The organism is Pontibacter sp. LHS1 (assembly GCF_058932855.1).
Genome location: NZ_JBZYWF010000006.1, coordinates 44,708 through 65,254, shown reverse-complemented (window position 1 = coordinate 65,254; position 20,547 = coordinate 44,708). Strand labels below are relative to the sequence as shown.

Genomic DNA, 20,547 nt, shown 5'->3' with positions numbered 1-20,547 from the left:
GCAAAAAATGGACAACAGACACAAAGCAAAAATAGGCATCAGCATCGGCGACACAAACGGCATCGGCCCGGAGATCATCGTCAAAACCCTTTCAGACCAGCGCATTCTCAACTTCTGCACTCCGGTAATCTACGGTTCTGCCGGCGTGATCAATAAGGTGCGCAAGGCCCTGAGTGCCGAGCATTTCCACTACCAGCAAGTAGGCTCTGCGCAGGAGCTTGTAGCTAAAAAAATCAACCTGATCAACTGTTGGGAAGAAGACATCGCCGTAGAGCCGGGCACACCAAAGCCAGAGTCTGGCAAGGCCTCGCTTGACTCACTCATGGCCGCTTGTCAGGATTTGAAGGCCGGTCTGCTGGACGGTCTGGTAACGGCCCCGATCGACAAAGACAACATACAGTCCGAGGAATTCAAATTCCCGGGCCATACCGAGTTCCTGACCTCCTACTTCGACGCTGCCGACAGCCTGATGCTGCTCGTAGCCGACGACTTGCGTGTTGCCACCGTGACGGGGCATATACCTGTAAAGGACGTAGCCAGCAAGCTCAACTTCGACCTGATCATCCGCAAGATCACCATCCTGCAGGAGTCGCTGCGTCGTGACTTCGGCATTCTGAAACCACGCATCGCCGTGCTGGGTCTTAATCCGCATGCCGGTGAGAAGGGCCTGCTGGGCACGGAGGAAACAGAGATCATCCGCCCGGCCGTGATGCAGCTGAAAGAAAAAGGACATTTGGTGTTCGGCCCCTACCCTGCCGATGGCTTCTTTGGTATGCGCTTATACAAGCAGTTCGACGCGGTGCTGAGCATGTACCACGACCAGGGACTTATCCCTTTCAAGACGCTCGCGATGGAAACAGGGGTAAACTATACGGCCGGTTTGCCAATCGTGCGCACTTCACCGGACCACGGCACCGCTTACGACATAGCCGGCAAACACACAGCCGATGAAACCTCTTTCAGAGAAGCATTGTTCCTTGCCTGCGACATCATAAAAAAGCGCCAGACGGAGCAAAAGCCTGTTTTATAAATAGGGCTGCTATTTTATTTGTCAAAATAATGTTCTAATTTTGCGTCTTGCAATAAAAACACGGTAGTGAAAAAGCTTAGAGACTACGAAATCGGCATCGCCAAACTCAGCAATAAGAAGCATTCTTATGAGTTTGAGATGGACGATTCATTCTTCTCTTTGTTTGAGCAGGAGATCATACTGGGGGGAAAGCTACTGGCAAAGGTAGAGCTCGATAAGACCGAGTCGCTGCTGACACTGCATTTTGACATCAAAGGGCATGTACGCCTCACCTGCGACCGCAGTCTGGAGGAGTTTGACCAGCCAGTGGACATAGAAGAGACACTGCTGATCAAGTTTGGTCCTGAGAATGCCGAGCTCGACGAGGACTTGTGGCAGATTACGCCCGAGACACAGACGCTCAATGTGGCACAGCACCTGTATGATTACATAGGCCTATCGCTGCCTATGAAAAAGCTTCACCCACGTTTTGTGGAAGAGCTCGATGAAGAAGATGAAAGGGATATCCTGATCTACTCTTCACGCAAGGGAGGCGATAGTGAGAGCGACGACAACGGTGATGACGAGGACGACATTGATCCGCGTTGGGACGCTTTGAAAAACCTGAACTAACAAGCAGTAGAATAATAAAGTATTAAATAACAGCAAGTAAATTTTTAACTAAAAATGGCACATCCTAAACGCAAGATTTCGAAGACCAGAAGAGATAAGAGAAGAACTCACCAGAAGCTCTCTGAGAAAGCGATTGCTATCTGCCCTACTACAGATACCCCTCACCTGTTCCACCATGCTTATGTGGTAGAAGGTGACCTGTACCACAAAGGCAAATTGGCGATCAAAAATTATACAACTAACGCTCAGTAAGCTTAGACTGTACTCTGTTTAGTTCTGTATAATTTAACTCCATCCAGTACATGAGGATCGCCCTGGACGCTATGGGCGGCGACTTTGCACCCGAAGCAACTGTAAAGGGTGCTTTGTTAGCCGCAGAGCAGCTTGACACTGATTATGAAATCCTGCTGATAGGTAAGGAAGAAGAAATCAATCCGCTGCTAGAAGAATATGGATACACAGGCACAGGCATCAAAGTGATGAATGCCACCCAGGTCATTGAAATGGGAGAACACCCCACCAAAGCCCTGACCCAAAAGCCTGACTCCAGCATTGCTGTTGGTTATGGATTGCTTAAAGCTGGGAAAGCACATGCTTTCTGCAGCGCCGGCAATACTGGCGCCATGCTGGTTGGAGCCATGTTCAGCGTAAAAGCCACTGAAGGTATTCTGCGTCCCGCTATCGGAGGCCTGGTACCGAAACTGAATGGCGGCTTTGGCATCATGCTCGACGTAGGTGCTAATGCTGACTGCAAGCCAGAGGTTTTGGAGCAGTTTGGTGAGATTGGTTCTATCTACGCCAAGTATGTACTGGACATCGAAAAGCCTAAGGTTGGCCTGATGAACCTTGGCGAAGAGGAAGGAAAGGGAACTGTGAATACACAGGCTGCCCACCAGCGCCTCAAAGCCAACCCGAACATCAACTTCATTGGCAACATCGAAGGACGCGATATGTTCAACGACAAAGCCGATGTAATTGTGTGCGATGGGTATACAGGCAACATTATCCTCAAGATGGCGGAATCCATCTACGACATCCTCAACGAGAAGAACATGCATGATCCGTTCTTCGACAAGTTTAACTATGAGGCCGTAGGTGGCAGCCCGATCCTGGGTATCAATGGCAATGCCGTGATCGGTCACGGAGTATCCAGCCCGAAGGCAATTTGCAGCATGGTGCTGCAGGCCCAGAAGATGGTAGCCTCCAACCTGTCAGAGCGATTTAAAAAGCATACAGGCGCCCAATAAGGCGCTGGCTTCGGCCAAACATATTTCTTGGCACAAACTGTCTCCCTACTCTTTTTGCGGTAACGACGGTTTGTGCCAAGTTTTTTTTATTATATTGCCGTCTTAAACTTCCAACACTTATACCTTTCACAACATGAGTAAAATTACTGCCGCGATTACAGGTGTGGCTGGCTATGTTCCCGATTACGTGCTCACGAACAAGGAACTGGAGACAATGGTGGACACAAATGATGAATGGATTCTTTCACGCACCGGTATAAAGGAAAGGCGCATTCTCAAGGGCGAAGGCAAAGGCACTTCCCATATTGCAGTACCGGCAGTACTGGACTTACTCAAAAAAACCAACACCAAAGCAGAAGAAGTAGACCTGCTCATCTGCGCCACCACCACCCCTGACATGGTTTTCCCGGCGACGGCCAACCTGATCACGGCAGAGGTGGGCGCCGTGAATGCATTCGGTTACGACCTGCAGGCAGCCTGCTCGGGCTTCCTTTACGCACTGGCGACTGCTTCGAAGTTCATCGAATCGGGTCAGTACAAAAAAGTGATCGTGGTAGGTGCCGACAAGATGTCCTCTATTATTGACTATACCGATCGCACGACCTGCATCATCTTTGGTGATGGTGGTGGAGCCGTGATGCTGGAGCCAAATACAGAAGGGTTCGGGATACAGGACTCTGTGCTGAAGTCTGATGGCACAGGCGCACAGTACCTGCACATGAAAGCGGGCGGTAGCCGCAAACCAGCTACGATTGAAACGGTACAGGCACGTGAGCACTACGCATACCAGGAAGGGCAGCAGGTATTCAAGTTTGCCGTGAAAGGTATGGCCGATGTATCGGCTGAAGTGATGGAACGCAATAACCTCACAGCAGAGGATGTTGCCTGGCTGGTACCGCATCAGGCGAACAAGCGCATTATTGACGCCACCGCGAATCGTATGGGCGTTGGAAGCAACAAAGTAATGCTCAATATTGAGCGCTATGGCAACACAACAAGTGGCACTATTCCACTTTGCCTGTGGGAGTATGAGAAGCAACTCAAAAAAGGAGATAACCTGATTCTGGCGGCTTTCGGTGGTGGCTTTACATGGGGCGCTATCTATGTGAAGTGGGCCTACGATCCGAAATAATTTATACCTCTATAAACAGAAAAAGCGGCACATTAGCCGCTTTTTCTGTTTATAGGAATTGTGACACTTACACGATATCGGCGCGAAGCGCTAAGCGTTTCTCTACCTGCGCCAGCAACTCCTGAAACCGGTCAGAGAGCTTCTCAATGTCCTTCATACCTGCATGAGCCTGGTCTATGCTGCCGTTCCGGTACAGGCTGAACAATTGATTTGCATTTGATAGCAAGTCGTTATGCGTTTTCTGCAAACTGTATAACTCCGGTTCGTTTCCATACTTCACCTTTCCCACCTGCGTAAACCAATTGCTGATCGGACCTGCATCAGAAAAGAACACGCTATCGAGCACTCCTCCGTACAGCACAGAACGTACCTTGGACTTAAACAGAATATGTTTAATCCGGATCTGCTGAAAATCTACCTGTGCTGAATTCACCTGTCTCTCCCTAAAATCTTCTGCTACTACAATTCATCTACTTCGACTCCTAATTCCTGCAGCTTCTTCTTCATCTGATATTTGTCGGTCACATTAAAGCCAGCGACCAGTATACCTATTATTTGATTATGCTCGTCGAATAGCGGCTGGAAAATGAAGGTGAGGTAATTGTCCTCCAGCTTACCCTCCGCATTAGACAGCTTCACAATAATCTCTTTGGCTTCGAAAGTTTTGCCAGTCTGGTACACATTATCCAGTACTTCAATAAAGCCCTGCTCGGCTACCTCTGGCAACGCTTCAGCCACAGTTTTACCTATCAGATTTACGTGAGGAAACAGTTCCTGATACTTGGGATTGACCAGTTCGTAGCGATGTTCAGGTCCTTTTAAAATACTGAAGAAAGTCGGGGACTGCATGATCAAACGCTCCAATGTCATCCGCTCGTTCTCCACTTTACGAAAAGCTAGTTGCACCTGGTCAGCAAGTTCCGACATCTGTTCGTTGCTTGCCAGAAGTTCCTGTACGAGCTTCTTCATTTCATGTATATCGCTGCAGCTTCCTAACCACATCCGGATGGTCCCATCATCATTTCGCATAGGCTGGTAGCGGCTCAGATACCAGCGAAAGTCACCATCTTTGTCACGGATGCGCATCTCTACCTGGCTGGCCTCCCCCTTCTCCAGCGACTGCTGCCAGGCTTTCAGGGCGCCCGGCAAGTCCTCCGGGTGAATCGTATCTTTCCAGCCGCCAGCCATCAACTGATCGATCGGCATACCTGAGTAAGTCTTCCATTGCTTATTGAAATAGGTGGAGTTTCCTTCTGCATCATCAGCATCAATCAGCTGCGGCATGGAGTCCGCCATAAACCGGAATTTCTGCTCGATATCCTGCAGCGCTTTTTTTGCCTCCTCCCGCTCAGTCACGTCTTTCGTCTCCTGTAGTACACACACCAGGTTCCCCTTTTCATCCAGGATAGGCGTGTGTGAGGCTTCCCAGAAACGCTCGTCGTAACCGCTTCCGTCAGGCCGTGCTATGGCGTAGCGAATGACATCGAGGTATACCTTGTGTCCTTTCTGGATGGCTTCTTCAATAGAATGTCTAACCGGATTTTCTTCATAAGGCACATTAGGCTCCGGAAAGGCTTCCAACAGAAAATGTTTTCCGCGAATGTCATCCAGCTGCCGCATCGTTACTTCAAGATAGCGCTTATTGGCTCCTACTATTTTCAGATCGGGGTCAAGCAGCACCAGGGCTTCAGGGGTATGATCAAAGATGAGCTTATAATCCATGTAAAAAAGGTTTACATTAAAAAAACGCACCATCCAGGTGCTATGGGCATACAACCATACGCAGAAAGGCATAAAGCGCACATGCTGGCATGGCCTGTTTTTTTAAAATAATGGCTAATTTATATAAAAAGACTGACTTGTCACCTTATATGCCAGCCTTTGTTGTACACGGGTTCTCAACCTGACTTTCGGGCAAGTTGCCCTAAGCTTTTTAATCAATATTTGAGTATAATAGCTAACTTTGTTTGCAAGACAGCGATTTGCGCTATACTTTTATCGTTTCATTCAATATCAAGCGTAACAACAGCATACTATGGCAACCACAGCTGACATCAGAAATGGTCTGTGCATGGAATACAATAACGACCTCTATGTAGTTATTGAATTTCAGCACGTTAAACCAGGCAAAGGCCCGGCTTTCGTTAGAACAAAGCTTCGCAATATCAAGACTGGCAAAGTAGTCGACAATACCTTCTCTGCCGGTCACAAGATCACAACTGCCCGTGTAGAGCAGCGCCCTCACCAATTTATCTTCAAGGATGACCTGGGGTATAACTTCATGGACATGAATACATTTGAGCAGGTAGCACTTGACGAAAAGATGGTTCCTTTTGCTGATTTGATGAAAGAGGGTCAGGAAGTAACGATCCTGTTCCATGCCGAGACAGAAACGCCGCTTACCTGCGAGATCCCTCCTTTTGTGGAGCTAACCATTACGTATACAGAGCCCGGCCTCAAAGGTGATACCGCTACAAACGCATCAAAACCAGCCATCGTTGAAACAGGCGCCACTATCCAGGTACCGTTGTTCATTGGCCAGGACGAAAAAATCAAAGTAGACACACGAACTTATTCTTACGCAGAAAGAGTAAAATAGAAAAAATGAAAGCTAAAGAAATCCAGGACCTTATTGACTTTATCGCCAAATCTGGCTTGAATAAAGTAAACATTGAGACAGAAGAATTCAAGATCTCGGTGAAGCGCGATCCCGATCAGCAGGTAACGTATGTAAAGGAAGCTGCCTCTGCTCCGGTACAACACGCTGCTGCTCCTGCACCGGCCGCTGCCCCTGCTCCTGCAGCACCACAGGCACCAGCCGCTCCGGCTGCCCCTGCTGCTGCTCCGGCCAGCGACGACAGCAAGTATATCGCCATCAAAGCACCTATGATCGGTACCTTCTACCGCTCTTCCAGCCCAGACAAGCCATCGTTTGTAAACGTAGGCGACGAGGTGAAAAAGGGTCAGGTGATCTGTATCATCGAAGCGATGAAGCTCTTCAACGAAATCGAGTCAGAAGTATCAGGCAAGATCGTGAAAGTGTTGGTAGACAACGCCAACCCAGTAGAGTATGATCAGCCACTGTTCCTGGTAGATCCTAGCTAATTCATTGATTTGAAAATGTGAAGATTTGAAAATGTGAAGATTTGAAAATGGAGAAGGCATGTCCCTCTCCATTTTTATATCATTTTCACGACAATCTCTACATTTCCAAATCTTCAAATCCGACATTATGTTTAAAAAGATACTAATCGCTAACAGGGGCGAGATTGCCCTGCGCATCATCCGTACCTGTAAGGAGATGGGCATTAAGACGGTAGCCGTGTATTCCACGGCCGATAAAGAAAGTCTGCACGTGCGCTTTGCCGACGAGGCTGTGTGCATCGGACCACCGCCAAGTGCCCAGTCCTACCTGAACATGCCAAACCTGATCTCGGCTGCCGAGATCACCAATGCAGACGCGATTCACCCGGGTTACGGCTTCCTGTCTGAGAACGCAGAGTTCTCCCGCATCTGTGCCGAGCACAACATCAAATTCATCGGTGCATCGCCGGAAATGATCAATGCCATGGGTGACAAGGCTTCGGCCAAAGACACCATGAAAAAGGCAGGCGTACCTACTATACCTGGCTCTGACGGCTTGCTTAAGTCAGCTGAAGAAGGCAAAAAACTGGCTAAGAAGATCAAGTACCCGGTCATCATCAAGGCAACTGCCGGTGGCGGTGGACGTGGTATGCGTATCATTAAGAGCGAAGAAGAGTTTGATAAGGCCTGGAACGATGCCCGTACCGAGTCAAAGGCTGCCTTCGGTAACGACGGTATCTACCTGGAGAAATTCATCGAAGAGCCGCGTCACATTGAGATTCAGCTGATCGGTGACCAGCACGGACAGGTAGCGCACCTTTCGGAGCGTGACTGCTCTATCCAGCGCCGTCATCAGAAACTGGTGGAGGAAACTCCTTCTCCGTTCATCACCGACGACCTGCGTGACCGCATGGGCAAGGCCGCCATCAAAGGCGCAAAGGCCATCAACTACGAAGGTGTAGGTACGATTGAGTTCCTGGTAGACAAGCACCGCGAGTTCTACTTCATGGAGATGAACACCCGTATCCAGGTGGAGCACCCGATCACGGAAGAGGTAATCGATTACGATCTGATCAAAGAGCAGATCAAAGTAGCGGCCGGCGAGAAGATCACAGGGAAGAACTACTATCCGAAGATGCATGCCATTGAGTGCCGCATCAACGCGGAGGATCCGAAGAACAACTTCCGTCCTTCTCCGGGCAAGATCACCAACCTGCACGTACCAGGCGGCCACGGTGTGCGCGTAGACTCACACGTTTACTCCGGCTATACCATTCCGTCGAACTACGACTCCATGATCGCGAAGCTGATCGTGAGTGCGCAGACACGTGAGGAGGCACTGGTGAAAATGAAGCGTGCTCTGAGCGAATTTGTGATCGAAGGCATCAAGACAACCGTACCATTCCACCTGAAACTGATGGATGATCCGGGCTTTAAGGAAGGAAACTTCACGACGGCATACCTGGATAACTTCGACTTCAGTGCACTTTAGACATTTCATTAATTGAAGAAAAACCGGCTCAGCAATGGGCCGGTTTTTTTATTTGGCCCGATATATGTGGTTTTAAAATATAGACTGAATACCATATTTGCATTAATTTAGCCACGCATCTGAAAAGAAACCGCAATGAAATCAAGCAAGCTATTTGCTACCCTGTTATGGAGTTTACTGGCCCTGCAGCTGAGCAGCTGTGTGTCTGTTGTGATGATGGAAACAGTGCGCCCTCCCGTGGTGCGGGTGAGCCCTGACCAATGGAAGGTACTGGTAGTCAACCGATACGACCCTGCTATACAGGCATCGAACAAAAATGGTAACGTGATAGAGGTACTGCGCGAAGGAGCTTACCAGGCAGCTGGGGGCGTTATGGGCGCCGTTTACAGTGACTCCACCTTTGTACTTGTCAACCCAGACCAGGCTGTCACTCTTTCCCCCTCCTCCCCCAGGTTAAGCGATGCCGAAGTGCAGGAGCTGTATAGCAAGCACCGCCCCCACCTGATCCTGACACTCGATAAGTTTGACACACGGTTTGGGAAGCAAATAGATTCCTATGAAGATGAAGAAGGCTACAAGACCAAAACTGCCAACTTTGACCTGGTTGTGGCCAGCACCTGGTCGTTGTACGACAGCACAGGTACAGTTCTGGATCAGGCAACTATTGAGCAATCCGATTTCTACGACTCCAGAACCGTAGTAAGCGGCCTGCTCGCCATAGGGCCTGCCATGGGCAAGGCAGGTCCGGTCGTAAACCAATTGGCCGTGGAGACAGGCTATAGCTACTGGGACCGCTTCTACCCGCAGCCGATGCTGCTGGCAAGACAGATTTACACCGGCAGCCCCTTTCAGGATCTCAACCTGATGCTGCTGATGGGGCAGTTTCAGCAGGCCATTACCAAACTACAGCTGCTGGCGCAGGACCTGTCAACGAAAACAGGTATAAGGGCAGCCCATAACCTGGCTGTTGCCTACGAGGCTGCGGGTGATTACGAACAGGCAACGCACTGGGCCCGCCAGGCACAGGGCAAAGGCGATAAGCTGTCAAATAACCTGATACAACTTTGGGCCACTGCTGGTCTGATCAAATAGTTGAACCTCAAATAAAACAGCAAAGCCCGACCATTCAGGCCGGGCTTTGCTGTTTTATATTATCTGCCTATACCTTAAGACGTAGCGGCTTGCGTTTCATTTTCAATCATCTCCGTTAGTTCACCGTACCAGGCCTCCCCATACTTGCGGATGAGCGGCTCTTTCAGGAACTGGTATACCTTCACACCGAGGTCCGCTCCAAAGTTGCAGGCAGCGGCGCAAATGCTCCAGCGGTCGTAGTTCAGTGCTTCAAAGTCATCGTACTTCGTGATGCGTATCGGGTACAGGTGACAGGAAATCGGCTTTTTCCAGCTGATCTTGCCATCGTAATACGCCTGCTCAATAGCACACTTCAAAATGCCTTCATTATCATAAAGGGCATAGGCACACTCACGGTTCTCGATGGTTGGAGTAGAGTAGTCGCCCTCAAAATCTTCGATGTACAGCCCCTGCTCTTCCACGGCCAGCTTGCCGGCTCCGGTCATGTAAGGCTTGATGTGCTCATAATTCTCCTCCAGTATGGTCAACTCTTCTGCATCAAGCGGAGCACCAAGATCGCCTTCTATGCAGCAGGCCCCCTTGCACTTCTCAAGATTACAGACAAAGAAATTATCGCGGATGTCGTCACTGATGACGGTATTCTGAAGAACGATCATGTGTTTTAGGCGGTAAAATATGCTTCTTATACCGGAGTCACCGGCAAAGAGGAGACAAAATTAAAGTTAAATAAGTTTAGACTAGCGCTTTGGTGCTCTCGCTCCTGCCGCTACGAGTATATTCTGCACACTCTCGCGTTTTGCATAGTCCATGGCTGTTTTGCCAGTATAGTCACGCAGGCTCGGATCTGCACCCGCATTGATCAGCATGACAATCACCTCGTTGCCTCCATCCAGCTGACAGGCCAGCATGAGTGGGGTCAGGCCTTCCAGGTTTTGAATATTCGGGTTGGCGCCGCCTTTGAGCAGACGACTCATCTCCATCATATGTGTGCCATTGGCAAAACGTACCGCATAGTAGAGCGGGGTATTACCTTTGTTATCCACGATGTTCGGGTCGGCTTTATACTTAAACAGTGTATCCAGCAACTGTGCCTGCTCGATCTCGAAGCCCTCGGTATTGATGCGTGCACCTGACATGGCATAGTGCAGGGCTGTTTTGCCATCCTGGTCGGTTGCATTAACGTCAGCCCCAGCCTGCAGCAATAGACTTGCCACCTGCAGTCGTACATCGGGCTGGTAGATCACGCCGTAGTCTTCGAGTAGCAGCGGAATGAAAATGCCATGCATAAGCGGTGTGCGCAGTCTGAAGTCAAAGTCATAGCCGTTTGGTACAGACACGGTGTTGACGTAGGCCCCATTCTCCAGTGATCGCTTAACGATGTCCGGATTACGTTCAATGGCTGCCAGCACCAACTTCTGATCAGAAGACTGGTTGAGGTACTTGAGCTGTTCAAACGCATTGGAGCTACCCTGTGAGATAGCTTCATGATAAAGTTTGCGCGCTTTCTCAGGCTCTGGCTTTCCCAGGTTGCCTTCTTCGTACAGCAGACCCAAGGTATAGAGGGCTTCCTTTTCTCCGACAGCGGCGCCTTTCTCGAGCCAGTACTTTGCCTGTGCTACGTCCTCTTTCACGCCCTCCCCTCTCAGGTATAGGTTAGCCAATGAGGTATAGGCCGCCACATCATTCAGTTCGGCGGCCCGCTTGATATAAGTAAAGGCATAACCTTTATCTTCCATCTCACCGTAGCCGGTATAGTACATACTGCCCAGGATGCGGTTACTGAAGGCATCTCCCGCTATGGCCATATCCCGGATGTCGAGAGCGGCACTGCGCATCAGGCGGGTAAAACGCTGCTTGTCTTCTTCGTTACGCAGGGTCATGAGCTCAGCCAGGCCCAGGTTGCCGAACAAGCTGCTGCCTTCCAGTGCCTTCTCGAAGAGAATACGGGCGGTGTCAGGGTCAGCTTTGTAAAACTTCTCCGGGTTGCGCACATAGGCAACCGAGTCAGAGGTGATGATTTCATCAATTGACGCACCGTCTTCACGCAGCTCACCATACTGGTGCATGCGGCCCATAAAGTAGTAAGCCGCTGCCTCGTCGCGCGCGGCAGCCTGCCGGAACTTGGCGTAAGCTTCGTTGTACTGCAGACCGATATAAAGGTCCATGGCTTCCTGCATTTCCGGTGTGCGCCATACCTGTTTGGCGGAACGGGGCACTTTTGCCTGTCTCAGGGAGTCAGGTATCACCTTGACAACCTGAGCGGTATCGGATTGCGCCACAGCCAGATGGCCGGCCGGGAGCAGTGCAAGGAGCAGGAGTAGCTTTTTCATGCGTGGTAATGGGATCATATATTTCTCAGGTATAGCAGGTGTTAAAAACCCGCAGCAACCTTCTCAATTTTACAAAGATACAGATAATGCGGCGTTTCTCTAAAAAGCCCTGCCCGAAGACACGCAAATGAGAGGCCAAAAACGCATTACTCTATAAGAAACCAATTACAAGGGCTGTCTGGTTCTCTAAATGTGCAAGTGCCGTTCCTAAAACGGATTGGAATGTGTAAATTGCATGGATTATTAAAGACGCACGCGGAAGAGACGAAATGGATTATATTAGTTTACTGAACGAGTCGCAGCGCAAGGCCGTGCTCCACACCGAGGGGCCTGCCATGATCATTGCGGGTGCCGGCTCAGGCAAAACAAGAGTACTTACTTACCGGATCGCCCACCTCATTAGCCTGGGAATTGATCCGTTCAACATATTGGCTCTGACCTTTACCAACAAGGCGGCCAAAGAAATGCGCCACCGTATCGAGAAAGTGATCGGAAACGAGGCCAAGAATATCTGGATGGGCACGTTCCACTCTGTTTTCTCGCGCATCCTGCGTGCAGAGGCGGAAAAGATCGGCTATCCGAAAAGCTTTACGATTTACGATACGGATGACTCCAAAACGCTCATTCGCAACATTGTGAAGGAGATGAACTTGGACGACAAGCTCTACAAGCCAAACGTGGTGCTGGGTCGTATTTCATCCGCCAAAAACAAGCTGATCTCAGTAAAGCAGTACCTGAATGACCCGGTGATACAGGCCGACGACGAAGCGGCCATGCGCCCGAAGATCGGTAAGATCTACGAGCAGTACGCTAACCGCTGCTTTAAGGCCGGCGCCATGGACTTCGACGATTTGCTATTCCAGACAAACGTGCTGTTCCGCGACCACCCGGATGCGCTCAACAAGTACCAGAACATCTTTAAATTTGTGATGGTGGACGAGTATCAGGATACGAACTACTCGCAGTACCTGATTACCCGCAAACTGGCCGCCCAGAACCGCAACATTGTGGTAGTGGGTGACGATGCGCAGTCTATCTACGCCTTCCGGGGTGCTGACATCCAGAACATCCTCAACTTTGAGCGCGACTATCCGGAGCTGGAGGTGTTCAAGCTCGAGCAGAACTACCGTTCTACCAAGAACATCGTGAATGCGGCCAATTCGGTGATCAAGAATAACTCGGCTCAGCTGAAGAAAGATGTCTATACCGACAATGAGCAGGGACCGCTAATTGAGGTGATCAAGGCCAACTCCGACAATGAGGAAGGCAAGCTGGTAGCCACGACCATTTTTGAGGAGAAGATGAGCAACCACCTCTCCTACGACGATTTTGCCATCCTGTACCGCACCAATGCGCAGTCCAGGGCCATGGAAGAAGCCCTGCGCCGCATGAACATCAGGTATAAGATTGTGGGTGGTCTTTCGTTCTACCAGCGCAAAGAGATCAAGGACCTGATTGCTTACCTGCGTCTGGTGGTAAACCCGAACGACGAGCAGGCCCTGCGCCGTGTGATTAACTACCCGAAACGAGGTATAGGCGAAACTACCGAGCAGAAGATCTTTGTGACGGCCGACGAGACCAATCACAGTGTATGGGAGGTAATACAGAATGCCGGGCAGTTTTTGGGCAACCGGGTAGGCACAGCCATCGAGAACTTCTCGATCATGATCAAAGACTTTGCCCGCATTGCTGATAACCAGGATGCCTTTGAGGTAGCCAAGCATGTGGCCAAGCATTCAGGTATAGTCGACGATCTTTACCAGGACAAAACCGTGGAGGGCCTGGCCCGTTACGAGAACATCCAGGAACTGCTCAACGGTATAAAAGAGTATGTCGACGATCCGGAGAAGGAGGACAAGAGTCTGTCGGCTTTCCTGCAGGACATTGCCCTGATCACCGATGCTGACACCAAAGCCGATATGGACGGCGAGTTTGTGACGCTGATGACGATCCACTCAGCTAAGGGTCTGGAGTTCAAGAACGTGTTCATCGTAGGTATGGAAGAGAACCTCTTCCCGAGCCAGATGATGCTGAACTCCCGCGCTGACCTGGAAGAGGAAAGACGCCTGTTCTACGTAGCCATCACCCGTGCTGAGAAAAAGCTATACCTGACCTACGCTACCAGCCGTTACCAGTGGGGAAACCTGCGTGCCTGCGAGAAGAGCCGCTTCCTCGACGAGATCGATCCGAAGTACCTCAACTTCAAGTATGGCGAGCAAAACACAGCCAGCGGCGGTGGAAACGTGTTTGACCGTGTGCTGCAGCGTAAGAGCAGCATCAGCAGCCTGGTGCAGCCGCCGGCCCGCAAACAGGCGGCCACGGCCTATACCGCCCCTGCCGATTTTAAGCCAAGCGATACGTCGAACCTGGCCGCCGGCATGAAAGTAGAGCACCCTAAATTCGGCTTTGGCGTAGTATCCAAAATAGATACACAAGGCAACAGCACCAAAGCCATCATTAACTTCGACGAAGTAGGCGAGAAAACCCTATTGCTGAGCTTTGCCAAGCTGCGTATACATGAGTAAAAACCATATCAAGTATCAGGTATCACGTAGCACGACTTTTTCTCGAGACAAAAGATTATTTGACAAAGGACAAAAGAGTTTTCGGGAATGATTATACCTTCATGTATATAGTCCTTTCTTTTGTCACAACGTCTATAGTCAATTCCCCAAAAGTCTTGCTACGTGATACGTGCTACCTGATACGAAAAAAAAACATACATTTGAGATTCATAAATTGAGATAATGGAAGCAAGTACCACATTTAAGCAAGACCTGTTGCTGCGCGAATACGGCAGAAACGTTCAGGACCTGGTCAACCACATCCTGTCGGTAGAAGACCGCTCGGAGCGCACCCGTCTGTCGCATCTGCTCGTCAACCTGATGGCCAAACTAAACCCGCAGCTGCGCGACACACAGGACTTTCAGCAAAAACTATGGAACCACCTCTATGTGATGTCCGGCTCCAAACTCGATGTGGATGCACCCTACCCGCTCAGCGCAATGGAGTACCTCAACGACAAGCCGCAGCCGATGGAGTACCCACTCAGCACGCCCAGGTATAAGCACTACGGCCAGAACGTGGAGCTACTGATTCAGCGCGCCACAGAGATCGAGGATGATCAGGAGCGTGAAGCCGCGACCATCTCAATCGGAAAACTGATGAAGACGCTGTACCGCTCTTATAACAAAGACAGCATCACGGACGATGTGATCCTGAACGATATACAGCAGATCTCCAAAGGAAAACTTAACCTGGACCTGGCTATGATCGAGAGCAATAACTTGTTCGAATCCGTGAGCAGCAAGTCGCAGGACAGTGGCAGCAACCGCCCACAGCAGCAACAGAACCGCGGCGGTGACAACCGTGGCCGCAAAAACACCAGATCAACTTCCAACCAACGAAACAAATAGTAATTAAATGGCTTCATTTGAAGTAAAAGGCGGTGCAAAACTGCGCGGAGAAATCATTCCGCAGGGTGCCAAAAACGAGGCACTGCAAATCCTGTGCGCCGTACTTCTTACCCCTGAGAAAGTAACGATCTCTAATATTCCGGATATTCGCGACGTCAATAAACTGATTGACCTGCTGCGTTCGCTGGGTGTAAAAACTGAGCGCTTGGCGCCGGATACCTATACCTTTCAGGCGGATGACATCGACATCAATTTCCTGGACTCCGAACGTTTTGTAGAGCTAGGTCGCGCCATCCGTGGCTCCGTGATGATCGTCGGTCCGATGCTGGCCCGCTTCGGTAAAGCGAAAATGCCTAAGCCGGGTGGCGACAAGATCGGCCGCCGCAGACTGGACACGCACTTTACAGGTTTCGAAAAACTGGGCGCTTCTTTTCAATACAGTGCTGAGGACGACTTCTATACCGTTACTTCAGAAGGTTTGAAGGGAGCTTACATGCTGCTTGACGAGGCTTCTGTAACAGGTACAGCTAACATCCTGATGGCTGCTGTGCTGGCCGAAGGAACGACCACGATCTACAACGCCGCCTGTGAGCCCTATGTGCAGCAGCTCTGCCGTATGCTCAACCGCATGGGCGCCAAAATCAGTGGCATTGGTTCTAACCTGCTCGTGATAGAGGGTGTGGAACAGATGGGCGGTACCGAACACCGCATGCTGCCCGATATGATTGAGATCGGTTCTTTCATCGGCCTTGCTGCTATGACCGGATCCGAGATCACCATCAAAGACTGTCAGATTCCTGAACTGGGCCTCATACCTGATACTTTCCAGCGCCTGGGCATCAAAATGGAATTCCGAGGCGATGATATCTTTATACCTGAGCAGGACCGCTACGAAGTGGATACCTATATTGATGGTAGTATCCTGAACATCGCAGACCATACCTGGCCGGGCCTGACGCCTGACCTGCTGAGCGTTGCCTTAGTAGTGGCTACGCAGGCAAAAGGCACTGTGCTGGTGCACCAGAAAATGTTCGAGAGCCGCCTGTTCTTCGTGGACAAACTAATTGACATGGGTGCTCAGATCATCCTGTGTGACCCGCACCGTGCGACCGTGATCGGTCAGAACAAGCAGATCCCGCTGCGTGGCATCCGCATGACCTCCCCTGACATTCGTGCCGGTGTGGCCCTGCTCATAGCTGCCCTTTCTGCGGAAGGCACCAGCATCATCGACAACGTGGAGCAGATCGACCGCGGCTACCAGAACATCGACGGCCGTCTGAATGCCTTGGGTGCACAGATCAGAAGAATGTAATTTCAAATACAGGAAAGGTTACTTTAGTTAGGTGACTGTTTCCCTTTAAAAGAAGAAGAGCACCCATAAATAGTGCTCTTCTTCTTTTTATACCTTATGAGGCGATCAGGCTATACCTGTTCAATCATAAAGAGTTGACTTGCAAACATACTGTTTCGAGTATACGACGTCTGTACAGCTATTATATACCTAAACGCTTAGTCTTGCTGCATTTCCTCTTTACCCTCTCCTCTTCTACTGCCACGGTACAACTCATATTTAAGCAAGCGACAATCAATAGCGCCATTGTAAAGTGGCGTACGGCGGGAGGCGCGTAGGCCGATGCTCTTGGCAGCATCCAGGTTTCCGGTAAATACAAAGGCGTCGAAGCCCTGGTAATTGTTCTTGAGCGTGTCCCCGATCTGCTTGTAGAGGGCGTGAATGTCATCAGACACGATGCGTTCGTTGTAAGGTGGGTTCATGATCAATACTCCCTCCTCTACAGGAGCCTCGGTCTTGAAAAAATCAGCCAGTTCAATTTTGATAACATGGTTCAGTCCGGCATTCTCAATGTTTTTGCGGGCTGCCAGCACATAGTCCGGATCGATGTCGTACCCGATGATCCGGGCCTGCGGCTCACGCTTTTCCTTGGCCTCGGCAGTTTTCCATACCATTTCGAACAGCTCTTCATTGTGATCTTTCCAGCTCTCAAAACCGAAAGGATCGCGGCGGAAGATGCCCGGTGCAATGTTCTGAGCCATCATGGCAGCTTCGATCAGGAAAGTACCGGAGCCGGCCATAGGATCGATGAAGGTCGATTTCTTGTCCCAGCCTGAGAGGGCGATGATACCAGCGGCCAGCACCTCATTGAGCGGCGCTACGTTGGTCTGCAGGCGGTAGCCTCGGCGGTGCAGTGAATCACCTGAAGAGTCGAGGGAAAGGGTGACCATGTTCTCGTGCATGTGCAGATTCAGGCGCACGTCCGGTCGGATACGATCCACGGATGGGCGCTCGCCGGTGGCTTTGCGGAACTGGTCTACGATAGCATCTTTGGTTAGCTGGGCCACAAAAAGGGAGTGCTCAAACGTAGAATGGCTCACTACGGCGTCAATAGCGAAAGTCTGGTCCAGATCCATGATCTCGGCCCAGTTGGTTTTCTGTACCTGCTCGTACAGGTCGCGCTCGTTGCGGGCCTTGAAGTTGCGGATCGGTCTGAGAATGCGGATGGCTGTGCGGCACCACAGGTTGGCTTCGTAGAGCTGGCGCAGGTTCCCAGAGAAAGAAACAGCCCGGTTGCCTACTTTGATAAACTCCATCTCAAGCGCACGCAGCTCTTCTGCCAGCACCTCTTCCAGGCCACTGAGCGTTGTGGCAATCATGTTGAAATTATCGCTCTGCTTTTGCTTCGCCATCTGCTATACCTGTTTAAACCACAAAAATAGCGTTATTTTAGTTAAGAGTTATGTGATTAGTTAAGAGTTGAAAAAGACGACACCTTCTCTGGCTACTACACTTCTCAAATTTTGATCTTCTGATTGTGATAAGTTATACCTGAACGCTGCTCTGGATGTATGAATTACCAGTACCCCTTGCGCATCTAATAGGCAAAACAGCAGGAGACATACTTCTTTCCACCAACTCCAGGTATAACTCTCAACTCATAACTTTTAACTCTTAACTAATAAAACCTTATTTTTGCCTCAAATACCCGTTTATGAAATTCGAGAAAGACTTTCCCCTTAAACCTTACAATACGTTTGGCATCGATGTGAAGGCCAGGCATTTTGCCCGCTTCGACAGTGTGCAGGAATTGCAGGAGCTGCTGCAGCGGCCTGAGGTAAAGGAAGAGCCGAAGCTTATATTGGGTGGGGGCAGCAATCTGCTATTCACAAAAGACTTTGAAGGTATCGTGCTGCTCAATGGCATCAAAGGCATGGAAGTGCTGCGCGAAGACGGTGACTATACCTATGTGCGGGCTGGCGGTGGTGAGAAATGGCACGACCTGGTGCTCTTCTGCCTCGAGCATAATCTGGGTGGCGTTGAAAACATGTCGCTTATACCTGGTACCGTAGGTGCCGCTCCTTTGCAGAATATTGGCGCCTATGGTGTAGAGCTCAAGGATGTGTTTGTGGAGTTGGAAGCCGTGAAGCTCGAAACCGGCGAAGTCCAAACGTTCGACAAGGAAGCCTGCCAGTTCGGGTACCGCGAAAGTGTATTCAAACACAGCCTGAAGGGACAGTATGTCGTAACGTCCGTCATACTGCGCCTTCGCAAAAACCCCGAACTGAACACCTCTTACGGCGCTATCCAGACCACCCTGCAGGAGATGCAGGTGCAGCAGCCTACCATACACGATATAAGCGCCGCCGTGTGCCACATACGCCGCAGCAAGCTTCCTGATCCGGCCCAAATCGGCAATGCGGGCAGCTTCTTCAAAAACCCTGAGATACCGGTGCTCCTCTTTGACGTGCTCAAGGAAAAATACCCTGAGATGCCGGCCTACCCAGTGTCGGAAACCAGCGTGAAGGTACCAGCTGGCTGGCTGATTGAGCAATGCGGCTGGAAGGGCAAAGTGATCGATAACTACGGTGTGCACAAAAACCAGGCACTGGTACTGGTAAACTACGGTGGCGCAAAAGGCGAAAATCTGCTTCAGCTGGCCCAGGATATCATAGCATCTGTGCAAGAGAAGTTCGGCATCTCACTGCAGCCGGAAGTAAACATCATGTAGCCCTGCTAACTTCAGGGAAACGCTCAAATTTTTAACTAAACTTCCCTAACTTATTTAGGCAGGCTGCGATATATAGGGTGTACTTTAATTGCTTTTTACCCTATGAAATTATATATATTCCGACTCCTGTTTTTATTTTTAGCGCTTCCCCTTACACTGGTATCCTGTGACGACGACGATGATCCGGCACCAACCAAAACGGACCTCATTGTAGCCCATGAGTGGCAGGGTGACCGCGTACTGGTGAACGGTTTTGACGTGTCAGACCGCCCCGAGATCAAAGACATGCTGCTCGACATCAAGAGCACACGCCTGACTCTGCGCCGCGACGGTACCTATACCGCGGTATACGACCAGGCAGGCTCTACACAGACCACTGTTGGTACATGGGAGTTCAAGGAAGATGAAACGATCATTTACTTTGACCTGCTTGGCGACCTGCAGATAGAGAACCTCACCGCTACCAACATGGACCTGATCGCCACTGTAAACCGCAACAACACGAACTTCGATGCCAAGGTCCAATTTGTGAAAAAAGACTAAATTCCTTAAGTTAGGACTAAACATACCCTCGTGCGTCTCCATGGCACCTTTACAGGCTCAGGACGGGCTCCAGGTAATTCCATTACTTCACTAAAAGACCATTTCATGAAAATCCAAAAATTACTCACCTTCCTGTTTGCCCTCCTTCTGGTGACCAGCATGACGTCGTGCGACAAAGATGAAGATAAGGAGCCTTCGAACAGAGACTTACTGACAGCCAATACCTGGACAGGCAACTCGCTCTGGGCTTTCGGCAATGACATCTCTGAACTCTTTTTAGAAGAACTTGGCTATGACATCAAAAAGAACACGGTCAAGTTCGATAAGGCCGGTACTTATGTGGATTCTTATGAAAGAAGCTCACTAAGTGGCACCTGGGAATTTGCGAATAACGATCAATCGATCATATTTGACAAAGGGACAGATGATGAATATACTGCCAGAGTATTGATACTTACAGATAAAGAACTTCGCTTAGAACAAACCCTTGAGTTTGAAGATGATGAACCTGTAGACCTAGAAGTAAGATACACTCGCTAGAACAAAA

20 protein-coding genes are annotated in these 20,547 nt (G+C 50.1%); 15 read left to right on the top strand and 5 right to left on the bottom strand.

Annotated elements, in window-relative coordinates:
- Positions 1-7 precede the first annotated feature (7 nt).
- The 5 genes from pdxA to AC5FXQ_RS12890 all read left to right on the top strand — a co-directional run bounded on the left by pdxA (position 8) and on the right by AC5FXQ_RS12890 (position 4,021).
- On the top strand, positions 8-1,030 hold the full coding sequence (gene pdxA, locus AC5FXQ_RS12910) for a 4-hydroxythreonine-4-phosphate dehydrogenase PdxA (protein WP_493602839.1): 1,023 nt from the start codon (positions 8-10) through the stop codon (positions 1,028-1,030).
- Between the two features lie 66 nt (positions 1,031-1,096).
- A complete protein-coding gene (locus AC5FXQ_RS12905) occupies positions 1,097-1,642 on the top strand; it encodes a YceD family protein (RefSeq protein WP_493602838.1) in 546 nt (181 codons plus the stop codon).
- Between the two features lie 54 nt (positions 1,643-1,696).
- Positions 1,697-1,894: a 50S ribosomal protein L32 gene (rpmF, locus tag AC5FXQ_RS12900; RefSeq protein ID WP_007658910.1), complete on the top strand. Its 198-nt coding sequence runs from the start codon at positions 1,697-1,699 to the stop codon at positions 1,892-1,894.
- 50 nt (positions 1,895-1,944) lie between these two features.
- On the top strand, positions 1,945-2,889 hold the full coding sequence (gene plsX, locus AC5FXQ_RS12895; protein WP_493602837.1) for a phosphate acyltransferase PlsX: 945 nt from the start codon (positions 1,945-1,947) through the stop codon (positions 2,887-2,889).
- A 133-nt stretch (positions 2,890-3,022) separates the two neighbouring features.
- A complete protein-coding gene (locus tag AC5FXQ_RS12890) occupies positions 3,023-4,021 on the top strand; it encodes a beta-ketoacyl-ACP synthase III (RefSeq protein ID WP_493602836.1) in 999 nt (332 codons plus the stop codon).
- A 67-nt stretch (positions 4,022-4,088) separates the two neighbouring features.
- Here the strand turns inward: AC5FXQ_RS12890 and AC5FXQ_RS12885 are convergent, their stop codons facing one another.
- Both AC5FXQ_RS12885 and AC5FXQ_RS12880 read right to left on the bottom strand, forming a co-directional pair.
- Positions 4,089-4,454 (bottom strand): histidine kinase, encoded by a 366-nt coding sequence (locus tag AC5FXQ_RS12885; RefSeq protein WP_493602835.1) that lies wholly within the window; start codon positions 4,452-4,454, stop codon positions 4,089-4,091.
- 26 nt (positions 4,455-4,480) lie between these two features.
- Positions 4,481-5,743 carry a PAS domain-containing protein gene (locus tag AC5FXQ_RS12880; RefSeq protein WP_493602834.1) on the bottom strand — a complete coding sequence of 421 codons (1,263 nt, stop codon included), beginning with the start codon at positions 5,741-5,743 and terminating at the stop codon, positions 4,481-4,483.
- A 313-nt stretch (positions 5,744-6,056) separates the two neighbouring features.
- On the opposite strand from AC5FXQ_RS12880, the gene efp reads away from it, so the two are divergent.
- The 4 genes from efp to AC5FXQ_RS12860 all read left to right on the top strand — a co-directional run bounded on the left by efp (position 6,057) and on the right by AC5FXQ_RS12860 (position 9,689).
- Positions 6,057-6,620 carry an elongation factor P gene (gene efp / locus AC5FXQ_RS12875; RefSeq protein ID WP_007660147.1) on the top strand — a complete coding sequence of 188 codons (564 nt, stop codon included), beginning with the start codon at positions 6,057-6,059 and terminating at the stop codon, positions 6,618-6,620.
- A 5-nt stretch (positions 6,621-6,625) separates the two neighbouring features.
- A complete protein-coding gene (accB, locus tag AC5FXQ_RS12870) occupies positions 6,626-7,126 on the top strand; it encodes an acetyl-CoA carboxylase biotin carboxyl carrier protein (RefSeq protein WP_493602833.1) in 501 nt (166 codons plus the stop codon).
- Between the two features lie 127 nt (positions 7,127-7,253).
- Positions 7,254-8,597, top strand: a complete 1,344-nt coding sequence (gene accC / locus AC5FXQ_RS12865) for an acetyl-CoA carboxylase biotin carboxylase subunit (RefSeq protein ID WP_493602832.1) — start codon at positions 7,254-7,256, stop codon at positions 8,595-8,597.
- 135 nt (positions 8,598-8,732) lie between these two features.
- Complete coding sequence (locus AC5FXQ_RS12860) at positions 8,733-9,689, top strand: DUF6340 family protein (protein ID WP_493602831.1); 957 nt, start codon at positions 8,733-8,735, stop codon at positions 9,687-9,689.
- Between the two features lie 74 nt (positions 9,690-9,763).
- Here the strand turns inward: AC5FXQ_RS12860 and AC5FXQ_RS12855 are convergent, their stop codons facing one another.
- A complete protein-coding gene (locus AC5FXQ_RS12855; protein ID WP_493602830.1) occupies positions 9,764-10,345 on the bottom strand; it encodes a DUF3109 family protein in 582 nt (193 codons plus the stop codon).
- An 81-nt stretch (positions 10,346-10,426) separates the two neighbouring features.
- On the bottom strand, positions 10,427-12,037 hold the full coding sequence (locus tag AC5FXQ_RS12850; protein ID WP_493602829.1) for an ankyrin repeat domain-containing protein: 1,611 nt from the start codon (positions 12,035-12,037) through the stop codon (positions 10,427-10,429).
- Between the two features lie 251 nt (positions 12,038-12,288).
- On the opposite strand from AC5FXQ_RS12850, the gene AC5FXQ_RS12845 reads away from it, so the two are divergent.
- The 3 genes from AC5FXQ_RS12845 to murA all read left to right on the top strand — a co-directional run bounded on the left by AC5FXQ_RS12845 (position 12,289) and on the right by murA (position 16,747).
- Entirely contained in the window at positions 12,289-14,544 is a 2,256-nt protein-coding gene (locus tag AC5FXQ_RS12845) for an ATP-dependent helicase (RefSeq protein WP_493602828.1), read from the top strand.
- A gap of 222 nt (positions 14,545-14,766) precedes the next feature.
- Entirely contained in the window at positions 14,767-15,435 is a 669-nt protein-coding gene (locus AC5FXQ_RS12840; protein WP_493602827.1) for a DUF4290 domain-containing protein, read from the top strand.
- A 7-nt stretch (positions 15,436-15,442) separates the two neighbouring features.
- Positions 15,443-16,747 carry a UDP-N-acetylglucosamine 1-carboxyvinyltransferase gene (gene murA / locus AC5FXQ_RS12835; protein WP_493602826.1) on the top strand — a complete coding sequence of 435 codons (1,305 nt, stop codon included), beginning with the start codon at positions 15,443-15,445 and terminating at the stop codon, positions 16,745-16,747.
- Positions 16,748-16,944: 197 nt separating this feature from the next.
- On the opposite strand, the gene AC5FXQ_RS12830 is transcribed toward murA, so the two are convergent.
- Positions 16,945-18,138 (bottom strand): THUMP domain-containing class I SAM-dependent RNA methyltransferase, encoded by a 1,194-nt coding sequence (locus AC5FXQ_RS12830; protein WP_493602825.1) that lies wholly within the window; start codon positions 18,136-18,138, stop codon positions 16,945-16,947.
- Positions 18,139-18,440: 302 nt separating this feature from the next.
- Here AC5FXQ_RS12830 and murB point away from each other — a divergent pair, with 302 nt between their 5' ends.
- The 3 genes from murB (at position 18,441) to AC5FXQ_RS12815 (ending at position 20,540) form a co-directional block, all read left to right on the top strand.
- Complete coding sequence (gene murB, locus AC5FXQ_RS12825) at positions 18,441-19,457, top strand: UDP-N-acetylmuramate dehydrogenase (protein ID WP_493602824.1); 1,017 nt, start codon at positions 18,441-18,443, stop codon at positions 19,455-19,457.
- 102 nt (positions 19,458-19,559) lie between these two features.
- Positions 19,560-20,000 carry a hypothetical protein gene (locus AC5FXQ_RS12820; protein ID WP_493602823.1) on the top strand — a complete coding sequence of 147 codons (441 nt, stop codon included), beginning with the start codon at positions 19,560-19,562 and terminating at the stop codon, positions 19,998-20,000.
- Positions 20,001-20,105: 105 nt separating this feature from the next.
- Positions 20,106-20,540: a hypothetical protein gene (locus AC5FXQ_RS12815; RefSeq protein ID WP_493602822.1), complete on the top strand. Its 435-nt coding sequence runs from the start codon at positions 20,106-20,108 to the stop codon at positions 20,538-20,540.
- Positions 20,541-20,547: the final 7 nt, after the last annotated feature.

Bases quoted from the DNA above. Each gene is read 5' to 3' on its own strand.
- pdxA (WP_493602839.1), top strand. From the start codon at position 8: ATGGACAACAGACACAAAGCAAAAATAGGCATCAGCATCGGCGACACA.
- rpmF (WP_007658910.1), top strand. From the start codon at position 1,697: ATGGCACATCCTAAACGCAAGATTTCGAAGACCAGAAGAGATAAGAGA.
- plsX (WP_493602837.1), top strand. From the start codon at position 1,945: ATGAGGATCGCCCTGGACGCTATGGGCGGCGACTTTGCACCCGAAGCA.
- AC5FXQ_RS12890 (WP_493602836.1), top strand. From the start codon at position 3,023: ATGAGTAAAATTACTGCCGCGATTACAGGTGTGGCTGGCTATGTTCCC.
- AC5FXQ_RS12880 (WP_493602834.1), bottom strand. From the start codon at position 5,743: ATGGATTATAAGCTCATCTTTGATCATACCCCTGAAGCCCTGGTGCTG.
- efp (WP_007660147.1), top strand. From the start codon at position 6,057: ATGGCAACCACAGCTGACATCAGAAATGGTCTGTGCATGGAATACAAT.
- accB (WP_493602833.1), top strand. From the start codon at position 6,626: ATGAAAGCTAAAGAAATCCAGGACCTTATTGACTTTATCGCCAAATCT.
- accC (WP_493602832.1), top strand. From the start codon at position 7,254: ATGTTTAAAAAGATACTAATCGCTAACAGGGGCGAGATTGCCCTGCGC.
- AC5FXQ_RS12860 (WP_493602831.1), top strand. From the start codon at position 8,733: ATGAAATCAAGCAAGCTATTTGCTACCCTGTTATGGAGTTTACTGGCC.
- AC5FXQ_RS12855 (WP_493602830.1), bottom strand. From the start codon at position 10,345: ATGATCGTTCTTCAGAATACCGTCATCAGTGACGACATCCGCGATAAT.
- AC5FXQ_RS12850 (WP_493602829.1), bottom strand. From the start codon at position 12,037: ATGATCCCATTACCACGCATGAAAAAGCTACTCCTGCTCCTTGCACTG.
- AC5FXQ_RS12845 (WP_493602828.1), top strand. From the start codon at position 12,289: ATGGATTATATTAGTTTACTGAACGAGTCGCAGCGCAAGGCCGTGCTC.
- AC5FXQ_RS12840 (WP_493602827.1), top strand. From the start codon at position 14,767: ATGGAAGCAAGTACCACATTTAAGCAAGACCTGTTGCTGCGCGAATAC.
- murA (WP_493602826.1), top strand. From the start codon at position 15,443: ATGGCTTCATTTGAAGTAAAAGGCGGTGCAAAACTGCGCGGAGAAATC.
- AC5FXQ_RS12830 (WP_493602825.1), bottom strand. From the start codon at position 18,138: ATGGCGAAGCAAAAGCAGAGCGATAATTTCAACATGATTGCCACAACG.
- murB (WP_493602824.1), top strand. From the start codon at position 18,441: ATGAAATTCGAGAAAGACTTTCCCCTTAAACCTTACAATACGTTTGGC.
- AC5FXQ_RS12820 (WP_493602823.1), top strand. From the start codon at position 19,560: ATGAAATTATATATATTCCGACTCCTGTTTTTATTTTTAGCGCTTCCC.
- AC5FXQ_RS12815 (WP_493602822.1), top strand. From the start codon at position 20,106: ATGAAAATCCAAAAATTACTCACCTTCCTGTTTGCCCTCCTTCTGGTG.